Genomic DNA, 14,272 nt, shown 5'->3' on the forward strand with positions numbered 1-14,272 from the left:
TCATGCGACTGTCATGATTTGCCCGCTTCCGGTGCAGCCAGACGGTCCGATGCGGCGGTAGTAGAATGGCGGTCATATCGGTAGCGAACGCCAAGGGCGGCTCGGGCAAGACCACGGCGGCGGTCCTGCTGGCGACGGAATTCGTCGAGCGCGGCGAACGCACCGCGCTTCTCGATTGCGACGATCTGAAACTCGCCGCCGGCTGGGCGCGCATGGCGCGGCTTGGCGAAGGGCTGACGCTGGTCGATGCCGTCGCCGTTTCCAATCTCGCCGGTTACCTCAAGGCGCTGCGCGCCACACATACACATATCGTCATCGATCTCTCGGGCGCGCGCGATGCGCTCGTCGCCTTCGCCGCCGGGCTTTCCGATCTCGTTCTGGTGCCGGTGCAGGGCTGCGCCATGGACAGCCGTGGGGCCGCGCATGTGCTGGAACTCATCGATCTCGTCAGCGCCAATTCGCACAAGCCGATCAACCGAGCCGTCGTGCTGTCGCGCGTCAATCCGCTGGTGACCACCCGCGCGCTGCGCAGCGTGAAGGCCCTGCTCGACGGGGCGAAAATTCCCGTCATCGGCACGCCGGTCATCGAGCGCGCCGCATTCCGCGACATGTTCGAGACGGGCGGCACGCTCTATTCGATCGCCGCCGACCGCACCAGCAATCTCGACAAGGCGATCCTCAACATGCAGACTCTTGCCGACGAGGTGCTGCATTTCGCGTCGGGCGGCGAGAGCCGGAAACCCGTGCTGCGCGCTGACATCGGCCCTGCAATGCGGGTAGTTCAGCCTGCGATGGCCTTTTAGGCGCCCTGAATTCTTACCGTTAACAATTGACACAAGCCCGGAGAATGCTGGTTTTCCCGGGTTTTTTCTTTGCAGGCGTTAATTTTTCGGCGCGGCCTCATTAATCTTCGCGATCCGCAAATTTCCATTTCGTTAACCATCTTTTGAAAGATTTGATTAAGCGGGCGCCATCTCCACCGGGTCGTCTGACGAGAGCGATGACCAAGCTCGCAGCATTTTTACGAGGAAAACATGCCAGTCATCACATTTGCCAATGCCAAGGGCGGCGCGGGCAAGACCACCGCGGCGCTCATCCTTGCCACCGAGCTTGCAAGCCAGGGGCACCGCGTCACCATTCTCGATGCTGATCCGCAGCGCTGGATCAGCCACTGGCACGAGATTTCCGGCCGCCAGCGCAACATCGCCGTTATCTCCGAAGTCTCGATGGCCTCCCTCCAGTGTCATATCCGCGAGAACCGCGACACGACGGACTATTTCATCATCGACCTCGCCGGCGCCCGCGATGCGCTGGTCGGGACCGCCATCGGCCTGTCCGACCATGTGATGATCCCGGTGCAGGGCTGTGCGATGGATGCGCGCGGCGGGGCACAGATCCTCGAGCTTCTGAAGCAGCTCGACGAGAAGGCCGGCATCCGCATCAACCATTCGGTCGTGCTGACCCGCATGAACGCCATGGTGACGACGCGCGCGATGACGGCGATCAAGTCGCTCCTGTCCTCCCGTGGTGTCACGGTGCTCGATACGCCGATCGGCGAGCGCACCGCCTTCCGCGATATTTTCGACTGTGGCGGCACGCTCTATTCGATGGACCCGGCCAAGGTGAGCAATCTCGACAAGGCGCGCGAAAATGCCCGTCTCTTTGCTGAAGAAGTGCTGCGCTTGATGCCGTCGCGCAAGCGTTTGGCCACCGAGCGCGGTTTCTTCCGCACGATCCAGCGCGCGGCATAAGCGGCTGGACTTGATGACTGTCAGAAACGGCTGCGACCAATGGCGCAGCCGTTTTCTTGAATAAAAGCAAAGCTGGTAATGAACAATTTACCATGCTCCACCTAGGGATATGGCATCGGAAAGCTTGTTCCCATGGACCTATGACGGGTCGCGGGCGTGACGATGCCTTTGGTATTGCCGGCCTGCTGGACGATCGCCGCTTTCTCCTCTTGCCGCCAGGACTTTCAGCATGAAGCCAGCCTCCGGGACCGCCAGCCAGAACCACGATATCGCCCGCCGCCTGGACTATCTCGGCCTCGACGAGGCCGCGCTGAAGCGCCTGCGCAGCCTGAAGCCATTCATCGAGAAGGAGCTCGGCCCGGCACTCGACAAGTTCTACGCCATCGTGCGCAAGAGCCCGGAGGTCAATCACCTGTTTTCCAACGATGCGCATATCGACCGCGCCAAGACCGCGCAGCTTGGCCATTGGGTCAATATCGCCGCCGGCGATTTCACGCATGATTATGCCGCCAAGGTACAGACGATCGGCAAGGTGCATGCCCGCATCGGGTTGGAGCCGCGCTGGTATATCGGCGGCTACGCCCTGATCGTCGAGCATCTCTTGACGGAAGCCGTCAGGTCGCTCTGGCCGAAGGGTGGCCTGTTCTCGCGCCGGGAGATCGAGCCGGAAGAATTCGCGGCACGCTTCTCAAGCCTGCTCAAGGCCATGTTCCTCGACATGGACCTGTCGATCTCCGTCTATATGGACACATCCGACGTTACCAAGCAGCAGGCGGTGCAGGCGCAGGTGCTGGCCGAGGAGCGCAGGCTCGTCAGCGACAGTTTCGGCGCGGCGCTGAAGCGTATTTCGGACGGCGACCTAACGGCGCGCATCACCGGTGCGCTGCCGGAGGCCTATGAGACCCTGCGCGAGGATTTCAACCACGCGATCTCCACGCTGTCGCAGGCGATCGGCAATATCGGCGTCGGCGCCGGTTCCATTCATCTGAGCGCGCAGGAAATCGCGGCTGCCTCCGACGACCTTGCCAAGCGCACCGAGCGGCAGGCGGCCAATCTTGAGGAAACGGCGGCGGCTGTCGAGGAGGTGACGACCACCGTCCGTCAGACGGCGCAGAGCGCCAACGAAGCGAATGCGCTGGTGCAGGCTGCACGCGGCAATGCCGAGCGCAGCGGCGAGGTGGTGGAGCAGGCGATCACCGCCATGGGCGAAATCCAGGCCTCGTCCTCGGCCATCGCCAACATCATCGAGGTGATCGACGAAATCGCCTTCCAGACCAACCTTCTGGCGCTGAATGCCGGCATCGAGGCCGCACGCGCAGGCGAGGCGGGCCGTGGCTTTGCCGTCGTCGCTTCGGAAGTGCGCGCACTCGCCCAGCGCTGCGCCGATGCGGCGAAGGACATCCAGAACCTCATCGCCAAGTCGCATGGCCAGGTCGAGGACGGCGTGCGCTCGGTCAACGAGGTCGCGGATTCGCTCAGGCTCATCGTGACGCAGGTCGTGGAAGTCAGCAGCGTCTTCGATGCCATCCGCTCCAGCACCGCCGAGCAGGCGACAGGTCTGCAGGCCGTCAACCAGGCCGTCAACGCCATGGACCAGATCACCCAGCAGAACGCCGCCATGGTGGAAGAAGCCAACGCCGCGAGCCAGGCCTTGACGCAGGAGGCCGCCTCCATCGCCGCCCAGCTCAGTGCCTTCCGTACGGGCGGCACCGCCCAGCCGGCAAAGGGTTCCGGATACAGTCGCGCGGCATAAGCCGTCTTCGCGAAATCAACCAAAAGGCCGGGCTTCTGCCCGGCCTTTTGGTTTGAGGTTCACAATTCGGAAGTAGGAAACGAAAAAGCCGGCCCAATGGACCGGCTCTTCATCTCTGGCTTATGCCGTGTGTCAGTCGACGAATTCGACCGTCACGCCGGCGCTCGTCATCTTGGCAAGCTCGGTTGCGTCCCAGTTGGTCAGGCGGATGCAGCCGTGGCTCTGGGTCTTGCCGATCTTCGACGGCTCCGGCGTGCCGTGGATGCCGTAGGTCGGCTTGGAGAGCGCGATCCAGACGGTGCCCACGGGGCCGTTCGGGCCGGGTTGCAGGGTCAGCACCTTGTTGTTGGTGCCCTGCTGGAAGTTGATCTTCGGGTTATAGGTATAGCCGGGGTTCAGCGCGATGCGCTCGACCGTGACGAGGCCGGACGGCGAGGGCGTGTCGGCCGAGCCGATGCTGGCCGGATAGGCGGCGATCAGCGTGCCGGTTTCATCATAGGCGAGCACCTGCTTGCGGCCCTTGTCGGCGAGGATTTTTGCGACCTTGCCGGTCTTGGGCACACCGGTATCGATGACCTTGACGATCGTGCCGGGGATCGTGAAGTCGACGCCCGGATTGATCTCCTTGAGATAGGCCTCGTCCATGTGGAATTTCTCGGCCAGCATTTCGGTGGTCGAGGTGTAGGAGAGGTGCGGCAGGGCGGCCTTCTGGGCGTAATCTTCCGGAATGGCGGCGACGTAAGGGCCGGCGGCGTCCGCGGCGGTGATTTCATAGGTGGTGAAGGCCATGCCGCCGGACAGGCGCAGACGCTCCAGAATGTCGTCGGCATTGTTCGGGTCGAGCGTGTCGCCCGTCGCGTTCTGCCAGGCCTCGATCGCCTTGGTGACGTTCGAGCCCTTCTTGCCGTCGATCACGCCGGGCGAGAAGCCTTCGCGGTCGAGGAACACCTGGAGGGCCGTGATCTCGGCGGACGACATCTTGCCGAGCGCCGTCGCGGGCTGGAATTTTGGGCCGGGCACGAATTCGGCATTCGGATCGGTCGTCTCCGGCAGGGCGGCACTGTCGTCGTTGCCGTTGGAGAAGTCGGGCATCTGCTGCTGTGTATTGAAGTCGGCATCGGGCAGCGTCTGGCGCTCGATATCGCCCGGCAGCGCCTCGCGCATTTCCGGCACGGAGCTGGTGGTCAGGTCGTCGCCGAAATCGGACGAGGGGGCCGGCGGGAAATAATCCGGATTGGTTTCCGGATAGCCGCTGACCTCGCGATAGCGGTCGCGGCGATAATTGTTGCTGCGCGCGAAATAGCGGTCGGCCGGCATGGCGGTGGCGACGACATTGCCCCAGTTGTCGACCAGAACCGTGTTGCCGCGGTTATCCCGAGCCCAGCGCACGCTGCCGTCGTTGGGGACATAATCGAGAATATCGCCATCCGGCGAGACGAGAACCGTATCGCGGGTGGATTGCTGTGCATGCGCGGGCGCCAGGGCGATTCCCGTGAAGGATGCCGCTATAAGGAGCGAAACGCTTGTTTTAAAAATAGAATTCACGACTCTTGACCTGCCAGCTTGCACATATCGCGCGGACGGAACACTTCAATTCAGACCTTAATATGGAAAAACTGAATCGATGGTGAACGTAACGTCAACGCCGTGTGCAAAAACTTGTGATCGGGTTTCCCACGTCGGCGAAAAATTATGTGCCGACAGGCGGCTAACGGTGGTGTCGGCGAAACGTTCCCACTAGCATGCCCCAGCCTATCGCCCTTTGCCGGAGTTTTGGATGACCTTCGCCCTGACCGCCGAAACGCCAGACCAGTCCTTCCGTCTCGAGCTGACGCCGCACTCGGCGCTGGATGTCGGAAGCGCGATTTTTCACGGCGTCGACCTTTCGCCCGGATCGGCCGTTCCCTCGGATGGCGATCCACGCATCGACAGGGCGCTGCCCGGCTTCCTCTTCACCTGCGGGCCGGATCACATCCGCCACCCGGTGCCGATCGAAGGTGCCATCGACGGTCGGCGCTACCCGTTGCACGGCTCGCTCTCCTCGCATCCGGCAAAAGATATCCTGATCGAGGAGGACGAGGGTGAGGTCATCTGCGAGGGGCGTGTCGCCGTTTCGCTGGCCCACGGTGGCACGGCGGAACTGGTGCGCCGCTGGCGTGCCGACCGGTGCACCGGCCACATCACGCTCGACGACACCGTTTTCAACAGCGGCGAGAAGGCCTGGCCGCCTTTTGCCATGTACCATATCAATTTCGGCACCGGCCTTTTTGATGAGAACACGCGGCTGACCGGCGCGATGCTGCCCGGCGGCAGCCTGCCGTGGCGCTTCGACGAGGGCGACATGAAGGTCTTCTGCGTGCCGGCGGCCGAAACCGCGGAGCACGGCTGGGCGGAGATTGCAGTCGGTCCGATTGCAGCCCTCGGCGGACGCAGCATGGTCATCCGCTTCCGCACCGATACCTTGCCCTATCTCCAGGTCTGGCGGAACCAGTCGCCGGGCTGCGCCGTGCTCGGCATCGAGCCGGTGTCGCACCGGCTTGTCTCCCGTGAAGAGCTGATTGCCTCGGGTGAAGTAGAGGACTTTTCAAAAGGCGAGAGCGTCGATTATGGCCTTTCCCTAGAAATCCGCTAGATTTTGCATGATTGACGCCTTTATGGTGCGGGCTTAAACGGGAGCGCACCAATCGCGAAAGGATTTGTCCATGGATATCCGTGAGATCAACGACGAATATTCCGTCTCCGGCCAGATCACCGTCGAGGACCTCGACGCGATCGCCGCCATGGGCTTCAAGTCCATCGTCTGCCATCGCCCCGATCACGAGGAAGCCGGCCAGCCGGAATTTGCCGCCGTTGCCGCCCGCGCACAGGAACTCGGTATCCAGACGGCCCATGTGCCCGTCGGCCCGATGGGCGTGACGGCGGAAGCCGTCAACGGCATGATGGACGCGCTCGACGACCTGCCGCGCCCGATGCTCGGCTATTGCCGTTCCGGCATGCGCTCGACCAAGACCTACGAGCAGGCCCAGCACCTTCGCGGTTGATTATGGGAAGGGGCGGTTTTCACCGCCCCTCCATTATTACTTCCCGCTGCGGATATCCGAAAGCGTGCGCGTCGGCGTGATCGCTTCGGGATCGAGTTTCACCTCGATGATCGCCGGTTTGCCGCTGGCGCGGGCGCGCAGGAAGGCCGCCGCAAAATCCTCCGTCTTTTCCACCGTCTCGCCGTGGCCGCCATAGGCGACGGCAAGGGCTGCGAAATCCGGGTTGGTCAGGTCCGTGGCGCTGACGCGGCCGGGATATTCCCGCTCCTGGTGCATACGGATCGTGCCGTAGGTGCCGTTGTTCACGACGACGGTGATGATCGGCAGATTGTAGCGTACGGCGGTCGCAAATTCCTGGCCGTGCATCATGAAGCAGCCATCGCCGGCAAAGCAGATGACCTCGCGCTCCGGGAAGAGCTGCTTGGCGGCCACGGCGGCCGGCAGGCCGTAACCCATCGACCCCGAGGTCGGCGCCGCCTGTGTGGCGAAACGGCGGAAGCGGTGGAAGCGGTGCACCCATGTCGCATAGTTGCCGGCGCCGTTTGCGAAGATCGTGTCGTCGGCGACATTCTCCTCGAGCCAGGCCATGATCGGGCCCATCTGCACAGCACCGGGACCGGCCATCGGCGGCGTGGACCATTTCAGGAAGGACTCGTGCATGGCGGCGGTGCGGGCCGCCCAGCGCGGCGTGCTCTTCGGCGAGACGCCGTCAAGCGCTGCGACGAAATCCTCCGGGGCTGCGCAGATAGCGAGATCCGGACGGTAGACGCGGCCGAGTTCGGACGGGTCGGGATAGACATGCACCAGCTTCTGCGCAGGGTAGGGGACTTGCAGCATGCTATAAGTGGAGGACGGCATTTCGGAATAGCGGCCGCCGAGCAGCACGATGAGGTCCGCCTCGCGGATTTCCTTGCCTAGCGCCGGGTTGATGCCGATGCCGCTGTCGCCGGCATAATTGGGGTGCTGGTGATCGAACAGCATCTGCCGGCGGAACGAACAGGAGACCGGCAGCGACCAGCGCTCGGCGAAGTCCGTGAAGGCCGTGACGCTCTCCTGCGACCAGCGCGTGCCACCCAAGATAACGAGCGGGCGTTCGGCGGCTTCGAGAAGGCGTGTCAGTTCGGCGATCTGCTTGCGGCCGGGATGGGCCTCGACCGACATATAGGCCTGCGGCTCGACCGTCTCGACTTCGTCCGTCAGCATGTCCTCCGGCAAAGCCAGCACGACCGGGCCTGGGCGGCCCGAAGTGGCGACGGCGAAGGCGCGGGTCACGAATTCCGGAATGCGGCGGGCATCATCGATCTCCGCCACCCACTTGGCGACCTCGGTGAAGGCGCGGCGGTATTCCACTTCCTGGAACGCCTCGCGCTCGCGCGCCTCGCGCTGCACCTGGCCGATGAACAGGATCATCGGAATGGAATCCTGCCTCGCGATATGCAGGCCGGCCGAGGCATTGGTGGCACCCGGGCCGCGCGTGACCATGCAGATGCCGGGCTCGCCCGTCAGGCGCCCCCAGCAATCGGCCATCATCGCAGCCCCACCCTCCTGGCGGCAGACGAGCACGTCCACATCCGTGTCATGCAGCGCATCGAGCACCGCGAGGTAGCTTTCGCCCGGCACGCAGGCGACGCGCTTGACGCCATTGGCAACGAGGGCGTCGACGATCAACTGGCCACCGGTCTTCATGCGCTTTTCTTTCCTGCTTCAAGCGTTGCGAGTTCTGCCATCACGGCATCGGTATGTTCGCCGAGCCGCGGGCTGGGGCGATCGTAGACGAGCGGCGTGCCGGAGAAAACGATCGGTGTGCGTACGCCGGGAATAAGATTGCCGTCGGCATCCGGCAGGTCGACGCGCAGGCCGCGCGCTATAACCTGCGGGTCGTCGAAGGTCTCGGCAATCGAGTTGATCGGCCCCGCCGGCACGCCCTCGCGTTCGCAGGCATCGAGCAGTTCGGCCTTGCTGAGTGCGGCCGTCGCTTCCGTAACGAGGCGGCGCACCTCGACCCGACTGGCAACGCGGGCGCGGTTGGTGGCGAAGCGCTCGTCTTCGGATACGCCTGTGAGTTTCAGGATGCCGCAGAGCTTACGGAACTGCCCGTCATTGCCGACGGCGAGGATGATGTGGCCGTCGGAGGCCGGCACCACCTCGTAGGGCGAGATGTTCGGATGCGCATTGCCGAGCCGCGCCGGCGCCTTGCCGGAGGCGAGGAAGTTCATGTTCTGGTTTGCCATGACGGCGGACTGCACGTCGAGCAGCGCCATATCGACATGCTGGCCCTGGCCGGTCTTCATGACGTGGATGAGCGCGGCCTGGATCGCGGTGACGGCATAGATGCCGGTGAAGATATCGGCGATGGCGACGCCCGCCTTCATCGGTTCGCCATCCGGCGCACCCGTCACCGACATGAAGCCGGACATGCCCTGCACGATATAATCGTAGCCGGCCCGGGCGGCATAGGGGCCATCCTGGCCGAAGCCGGTGACCGAGCAATAGATGAGCTTCGGATGCTTCTTCGCGAGGCTCTGGTAGTCCAGCCCGTATTTGCTGAGGCCGCCGACCTTGAAATTCTCGATGACGATATCGGCGGTCGCGATGAGACGGTGAACCGTCTCGCGGCCTTCCTCGGTCTTCAGGTCGACGCTGATCGAGCGTTTGCCGCGATTGGTGGAGTGGTAATAGGCGGCCGAAAGGTTCTCGCCGTCCTTGCCCATCACGAAGGGCGGCCCCCAGGCACGCGTATCGTCGCCGCCGTCGGGGTTTTCGATCTTGATGACATCGGCGCCGAGATCGGCCAGCATCTGTCCGGCCCAGGGGCCTGCCAGAACCCGCGCCAGCTCGATGACCCTGATGCCCGACAGCGGCAGGTTCGACTTCTCCATCGTGTACTCCTCCTGGGTGGCCAGCGCAGACGGCCGGCCGTCGGGCTTTCCGCCCGTTTTCCCTTGGATAACAAAAAGCCGGCAGGCACGAAAGCCGGAGGCCAGGGAGAGATCATGACGCCTCAGACTGACTTGATGCCTGCTTAGGCGGCGCCAGCTGGCCTTTGTCAGATGGGAGCCGAGACAGGTGCCGCCGCCCCTATCTTGTTGAGTTGCCGCTCGCGCCAGATGACGTAGAGACCCGACGCGATGATGATGGCGATGCCGAGCCATTTCAGCGCATCCGGCAGGTCGCCGAATACAAACCAGCCGAGGATCGTCGCCGAGACGATCTCGAGATATTGCAGCGGCGCAAGCGTCGAGGCCGGGGCCGAGCGATAGGCATAGACCCCGAGCACGCCCGCAATGGTCGCCGCGACGGCGGCACCCGCGATGTAGAGCGTGTGCTGCATGTCCGGCATGACCGGCGTCAGGAAGGCAATGGCGGCGCGGCTGCCGAAGAAAAGCAGCAGGCCGGCAAAGACCGCACCCCAGAGGCCCGCATAGAACTGCATGGACCACGGGTCCTCCTTCTGCGCGACGAGACGTGTCAGAAGGAAGAAAAGGGCAAGCGAGAAGGCTGCGACGACCGGCAGCAGCGCGATCCAGCCCACCTCCTGCAGGCTCGGCTGGATGACCAGCAGCGAACCGAAGAAACCGACGCCGCAGGCCGTGTAGCGCCGCCAGCCGATGGTCTCCTTGAGGAAGATCGCGCCGAGAATGGTGAGGATGATCGGCTCGACGAAGAAGATCGCGATGGCATCGGCCACCTCCATCACGGCGAGCGGCGTGACGAAGCTGATCATGGTGATCGCCATCAGCAGGCCGCGGGCGGCATGCAGACCCATCTTGCGCCAGGTCACATCAAACAGCGTGCCGCGATAAAGACAGATCGGCCCCAGCACCGTCATCTGGAACAGCAGACGCACGAAGGTGATCTCGGTTGCCGGAACGGCCGTCACCGCAAGCTTGGCGAAGATATCGATGATCGGCGAGATGAGCACCGAGAGCACCATGAGGAGGAGCCCGAAGCCGATCTCCTGGCGCGGCGGCGTGGTGGCAGATGAGGTCATGTGTGTTCCGCAACCCGTCGCTTTTCGGCGATGACCCGCCGGCACCAGCCGGCAAAGGCTTCGATGGCGGGGTCGCGCAGGACAGGGCTTTCATTCAGCGTTTCGTGGCGCATTCCGCGATAGACCGTTGTCGTGACGTCCTCAAGCCGTGATTTTTTCAGTCGCTCGGCAAAGGCCAGCGTCGCCTTGCCGAAATCCGTGGCGGGATCCTCGTCGCCGCCGACGAGATTGACCGGCAGGTTTTTCGGGAGCTTCGAAATTCCCTCTGCCGAGGCGTCGGCGAAGGTGACGGCGAAGATGTCGATCCACATGGAGACATTGATATCGAAGCCGCAGAGCGGATCGGCGATATAGGCATCGACTTCAGCGGCATTGTGCGACAGCCAGTCGAAGGCGGTACGGTGTCCGGCAATCGCCTTGCCCCAGGCGGCGAAGGTGAGGCGGGGCAGGATACCGCTCGGCACGTCGGAACCCTTCAGCATGCGCTCGGCGGCGAGAACCACCTGGGCGATGCGCCCGGCAAAACCGGGTTCGAGATTGGAGTTCCAGACGGCCAGCGCATCGATATCGGCCGGGTGGGTCTCGGCGAAGGCCAGCGCCATGAGCCCGCCCATCGAATGGCCGAACAGCACGACCGGCAGGCCGGCATGGCGGGAAACCGCGTGGTCGCGCACCGCCCGCATGTCCGCGATCACCCGCGAAATGCCGTTGCGCGGCGCAAACTGGCCCTGCGGCGCATCCGGTGCGGTGGTGAAACCGTGGCCGCGATGATCATGCGCATAGACATGCAGCCCTTCGCCCGCCATGCGCGCGGCAAAGGCGGCGTAGCGCGCACTGTGTTCGGCAAGGCCATGACTCACAAGCAGGATACCGCACGCCTCGCCGCGCGCCGCCTCGTGGCGCAGCGCAAGCGTCGCGCCGGTTGCGCTCTTCAGCGTCTCTGCCTCTGAAAACACGGTCCGTCCTCCATTTCCTAGAGGTCAACGCGATTTGCCATGCAAAGACAATGGGATGACGCGTGTATTTTTGCTTCTGCTCCCGCATTTCGCGATTTATCCGATTCATGGTTGCATTTTCTTGGTTTTTGGTTGCATATGATCTTGTTTTGTTCTCATTCGGGAGCCGGTCATGATGACGAATGCTGCCTTGCCGTTCAAAGACGTCTTTTCTTTTTTTGTCCTGTGTCTTGCCTGCCTTGGTCTCCCGCATCCGGTCGCCGCACAGTCCGTGCCGGAAAAGGTCATGGTGCGGGAAGTCCTTTCCGTCAGCTGGCAGCGCGGTTATTGCGCGGCGCGGTCGAAAAGCCGGGGCTGCGCCGATTTTGCGGCGACGTCGCCGGCGGCCAAGCAGTTTTCGCTGCTGGGCCGCTTCCAGGTGCGGAAAAGCTATTGCGGCATCGATGCCGCGCTCCAGCAGAAGGCGCGCAAGGGCAAATGGACGGACCTGCCGGAAATCGTGCTGGCATCGGCCACGAAGGACCGACTGCTTGCCGCCATGCCTGCCGCGAAGCTCGGCCTCGACCGGCAGCAATGGCTGAGAAGCGGCAGCTGCGTCGCTGCCTCGGCAGAGGTCTATTACAGCCGCTCGCTGGACTTGCTCGACCAGTTGAACGCCTCTCCGGTGCCCGCCCTTTTCAACGGTAAAGCCGGAGCGACGGTGACGCTTACGGAGGTCCGCGCCACCTTCGACAAGGCTTTCGGTCCCGGTACCGGGGAGCGCGTTCGGCTCAGCTGCCGCAAGGGTGCGGATGGCAAGCCCATCGTCATCGGCCTCACCATCGGGCTTGCGGCGGGTGAGGGCACGCTGGAAACCTTGATCGACGGCTCCTCACCCACCAAGTCGCGCTGCACCGAGGGTGCGACGGGTATGGCGCAGGCGGGTTAGGGTCGGGCGGCTGTGGCGGACGGCGGGCCTCTGCCGGTCGGCTGTGTCGAGGATATTGTTCGCGTGGAGGGTCGCGCACGGTCCGTCACCTGGGTGATGGATTGCCATTCGCCTGTGCGCCGCGGCTTTCGCAGATTGCCGCGGGCGGAGAATTACCCTACATAGCGGGCAAATTTGTCCGATCCGGAGCACGTTCGCATGGCACGCCAGTTCATCTATCATATGTCGGGGCTCAACAAGGCCTACGGCGCCAAGAAAATCCTCGAGAACGTCAACCTGTCGTTCTATCCCGATGCCAAGATCGGTATCCTCGGCCCGAACGGTGCGGGTAAGTCGACGGTGCTGCGCATCATCGCCGGTCAGGACAAGGAATATACCGGTGAAGCCTGGCTCGCCGAAGGTGCGACGGTCGGCTATCTGGAACAGGAGCCGAAGCTCGATCCGGCCAAGACCGCCTTCGAGAACGTCATGGAAGGCGTGGCCGACAAGCAGGCCGTGCTCGACCGCTACAACGAACTGATGATGAACTATTCCGACGAGACGGCGGACGAGGGCGCCAAGCTCCAGGATATCATCGACAGCCAGAACCTCTGGGATCTGGAACAGCAGGTCGAAATGGCGATGGAAGCCCTGCGCTGCCCGCCGAAGGACGCCGACGTCACCCTGCTGTCGGGTGGTGAGCGCCGCCGTATCGCGCTCTGCCGCCTGCTTCTGTCGCAGCCCGACCTGCTGCTGCTCGACGAACCGACCAACCATCTCGACGCCGAGACCATCGCCTGGCTGGAAAAGCACCTGCGCGATTATCCGGGTGCCGTGATGATGATCACCCACGACCGCTACTTCCTCGACAACGTGACGGGCTGGATTCTCGAGCTCGACCGTGGCCGCGGCATTCCCTACGAAGGCAACTACTCCGCCTATCTGCGGGCCAAGGCCAAGCGCATGCAGCAGGAAAATCGCGAAGAAGCCGGCCGCCAGAAGGCGCTGTCGCGCGAACAGGAATGGATTGCCTCCAGCCCGAAGGCCCGCCAGGCCAAGTCCAAGGCCCGTATCAAGGCCTATGAGCAGCTGGTCGATGCGGCCGAGAACATCCGGCCCGGCGATGCGCAGATCATCATCCCGGTTTCCGAGCGCCTCGGCAACGTCGTCATCGAACTGGAAGGCATCAAGAAGGGCTTTGACGGCCGCACGCTGATCAACGACCTTTCGATCAAGCTGCCGCCGGGCGGCATCGTCGGCATCATCGGCCCGAACGGCGCCGGCAAATCGACGCTGTTCAAGATGATCACCGGTCAGGATAAGCCGGACGCTGGTTCGATCCGCATCGGCGATACCGTGCATCTCGGTTATGTCGACCAGAGCCGCGATGCGCTCGACGGCAACAAGACCGTCTGGGAGGAAATCTCCGGCGGCGCTGAGGTCATCAAGCTCGGCAAGTTCGACATGAACTCGCGCGCCTATTGCGGCGCCTTCAACTTCAAGGGCGGCGACCAGCAGCAGAAGGTCGGCAACCTCTCGGGCGGCCAGCGCAACCGCGTGCACCTCGCCAAGATGCTGAAGGCCGGCGGCAACGTTCTGCTGCTCGACGAACCGACCAACGACCTCGATACGGAAACGCTGGGTGCGCTGGAAAGTGCGCTGGAAAGCTTCGCCGGGTGCGCGATCATTATCAGCCACGATCGCATGTTCCTCGACCGTCTCGCGACGCATATCCTGGCCTTCGAAGGCGATGGCCATGTCGAATGGTTCGAAGGCAACTTCGAGGACTACGAAGAGGACAAGGTCCGCCGTCTCGGCCCCGATGCCCTCAACCCCGGCAGCCAGTCCTACAAGCGCCTGACGCGCTGATCGT

The 14,272-nt window shown here is 63.4% G+C and carries 12 protein-coding genes; 7 read left to right on the top strand and 5 right to left on the bottom strand.

The window, feature by feature from the left end; translation table 11 throughout:
- Positions 1 to 65: 65 nt before the first annotated feature.
- The 3 genes from AC27VQ_RS14110 (at position 66) to AC27VQ_RS14120 (ending at position 3,504) form a co-directional block, all read left to right on the top strand.
- Positions 66 to 803, top strand: coding sequence for an AAA family ATPase (locus AC27VQ_RS14110; RefSeq protein WP_488716754.1), 738 nt, complete (start codon positions 66 to 68; stop codon positions 801 to 803).
- A 231-nt stretch (positions 804 to 1,034) separates the two neighbouring features.
- A complete protein-coding gene (locus AC27VQ_RS14115) occupies positions 1,035 to 1,751 on the top strand; it encodes an AAA family ATPase (protein ID WP_488716755.1) in 717 nt (238 codons plus the stop codon).
- Positions 1,752 to 1,980: 229 nt separating this feature from the next.
- Positions 1,981 to 3,504, top strand: a complete 1,524-nt coding sequence (locus AC27VQ_RS14120) for a methyl-accepting chemotaxis protein (RefSeq protein WP_488716756.1) — start codon at positions 1,981 to 1,983, stop codon at positions 3,502 to 3,504.
- Between the two features lie 132 nt (positions 3,505 to 3,636).
- Here the strand turns inward: AC27VQ_RS14120 and AC27VQ_RS14125 are convergent, their stop codons facing one another.
- Complete coding sequence (locus AC27VQ_RS14125; RefSeq protein ID WP_488716882.1) at positions 3,637 to 5,013, bottom strand: L,D-transpeptidase family protein; 1,377 nt, start codon at positions 5,011 to 5,013, stop codon at positions 3,637 to 3,639.
- 268 nt (positions 5,014 to 5,281) lie between these two features.
- Here AC27VQ_RS14125 and AC27VQ_RS14130 point away from each other — a divergent pair, with 268 nt between their 5' ends.
- Together AC27VQ_RS14130 and AC27VQ_RS14135 are read left to right on the top strand one after the other, a co-directional pair.
- The gene (locus AC27VQ_RS14130; RefSeq protein ID WP_488716757.1) at positions 5,282 to 6,136 is read left to right on the top strand and encodes a DUF4432 family protein; all 855 of its coding nucleotides are present in this window, start codon (positions 5,282 to 5,284) and stop codon (positions 6,134 to 6,136) included.
- A 70-nt stretch (positions 6,137 to 6,206) separates the two neighbouring features.
- Positions 6,207 to 6,545 carry a protein tyrosine phosphatase family protein gene (locus tag AC27VQ_RS14135; protein WP_488716758.1) on the top strand — a complete coding sequence of 113 codons (339 nt, stop codon included), beginning with the start codon at positions 6,207 to 6,209 and terminating at the stop codon, positions 6,543 to 6,545.
- 36 nt (positions 6,546 to 6,581) lie between these two features.
- Here the strand turns inward: AC27VQ_RS14135 and AC27VQ_RS14140 are convergent, their stop codons facing one another.
- From AC27VQ_RS14140 to AC27VQ_RS14155, 4 genes are all read right to left on the bottom strand, one after another.
- Positions 6,582 to 8,231 carry a thiamine pyrophosphate-binding protein gene (locus AC27VQ_RS14140; RefSeq protein WP_488716759.1) on the bottom strand — a complete coding sequence of 550 codons (1,650 nt, stop codon included), beginning with the start codon at positions 8,229 to 8,231 and terminating at the stop codon, positions 6,582 to 6,584.
- Entirely contained in the window at positions 8,228 to 9,424 is a 1,197-nt protein-coding gene (gene caiB / locus AC27VQ_RS14145) for a succinate--glutarate CoA-transferase (protein ID WP_488716760.1), read from the bottom strand. The genes AC27VQ_RS14140 and caiB overlap by 4 nt, the downstream gene beginning before the upstream one ends.
- 167 nt (positions 9,425 to 9,591) lie before the next feature.
- A complete protein-coding gene (locus AC27VQ_RS14150; RefSeq protein ID WP_488716761.1) occupies positions 9,592 to 10,536 on the bottom strand; it encodes a DMT family transporter in 945 nt (314 codons plus the stop codon).
- On the bottom strand, positions 10,533 to 11,492 hold the full coding sequence (locus AC27VQ_RS14155) for an alpha/beta fold hydrolase (RefSeq protein ID WP_488716762.1): 960 nt from the start codon (positions 11,490 to 11,492) through the stop codon (positions 10,533 to 10,535). The genes AC27VQ_RS14150 and AC27VQ_RS14155 overlap by 4 nt, the downstream gene beginning before the upstream one ends.
- 286 nt (positions 11,493 to 11,778) lie before the next feature.
- On the opposite strand from AC27VQ_RS14155, the gene AC27VQ_RS14160 reads away from it, so the two are divergent.
- Positions 11,779 to 12,420: a ribonuclease T2 family protein gene (locus AC27VQ_RS14160; RefSeq protein ID WP_488716763.1), complete on the top strand. Its 642-nt coding sequence runs from the start codon at positions 11,779 to 11,781 to the stop codon at positions 12,418 to 12,420.
- Between the two features lie 198 nt (positions 12,421 to 12,618).
- Positions 12,619 to 14,268: an energy-dependent translational throttle protein EttA gene (gene ettA, locus AC27VQ_RS14165; RefSeq protein ID WP_313525829.1), complete on the top strand. Its 1,650-nt coding sequence runs from the start codon at positions 12,619 to 12,621 to the stop codon at positions 14,266 to 14,268.
- Positions 14,269 to 14,272: the final 4 nt, after the last annotated feature.

This window comes from Shinella sp. 20P9.1.1 (assembly GCF_057798995.1).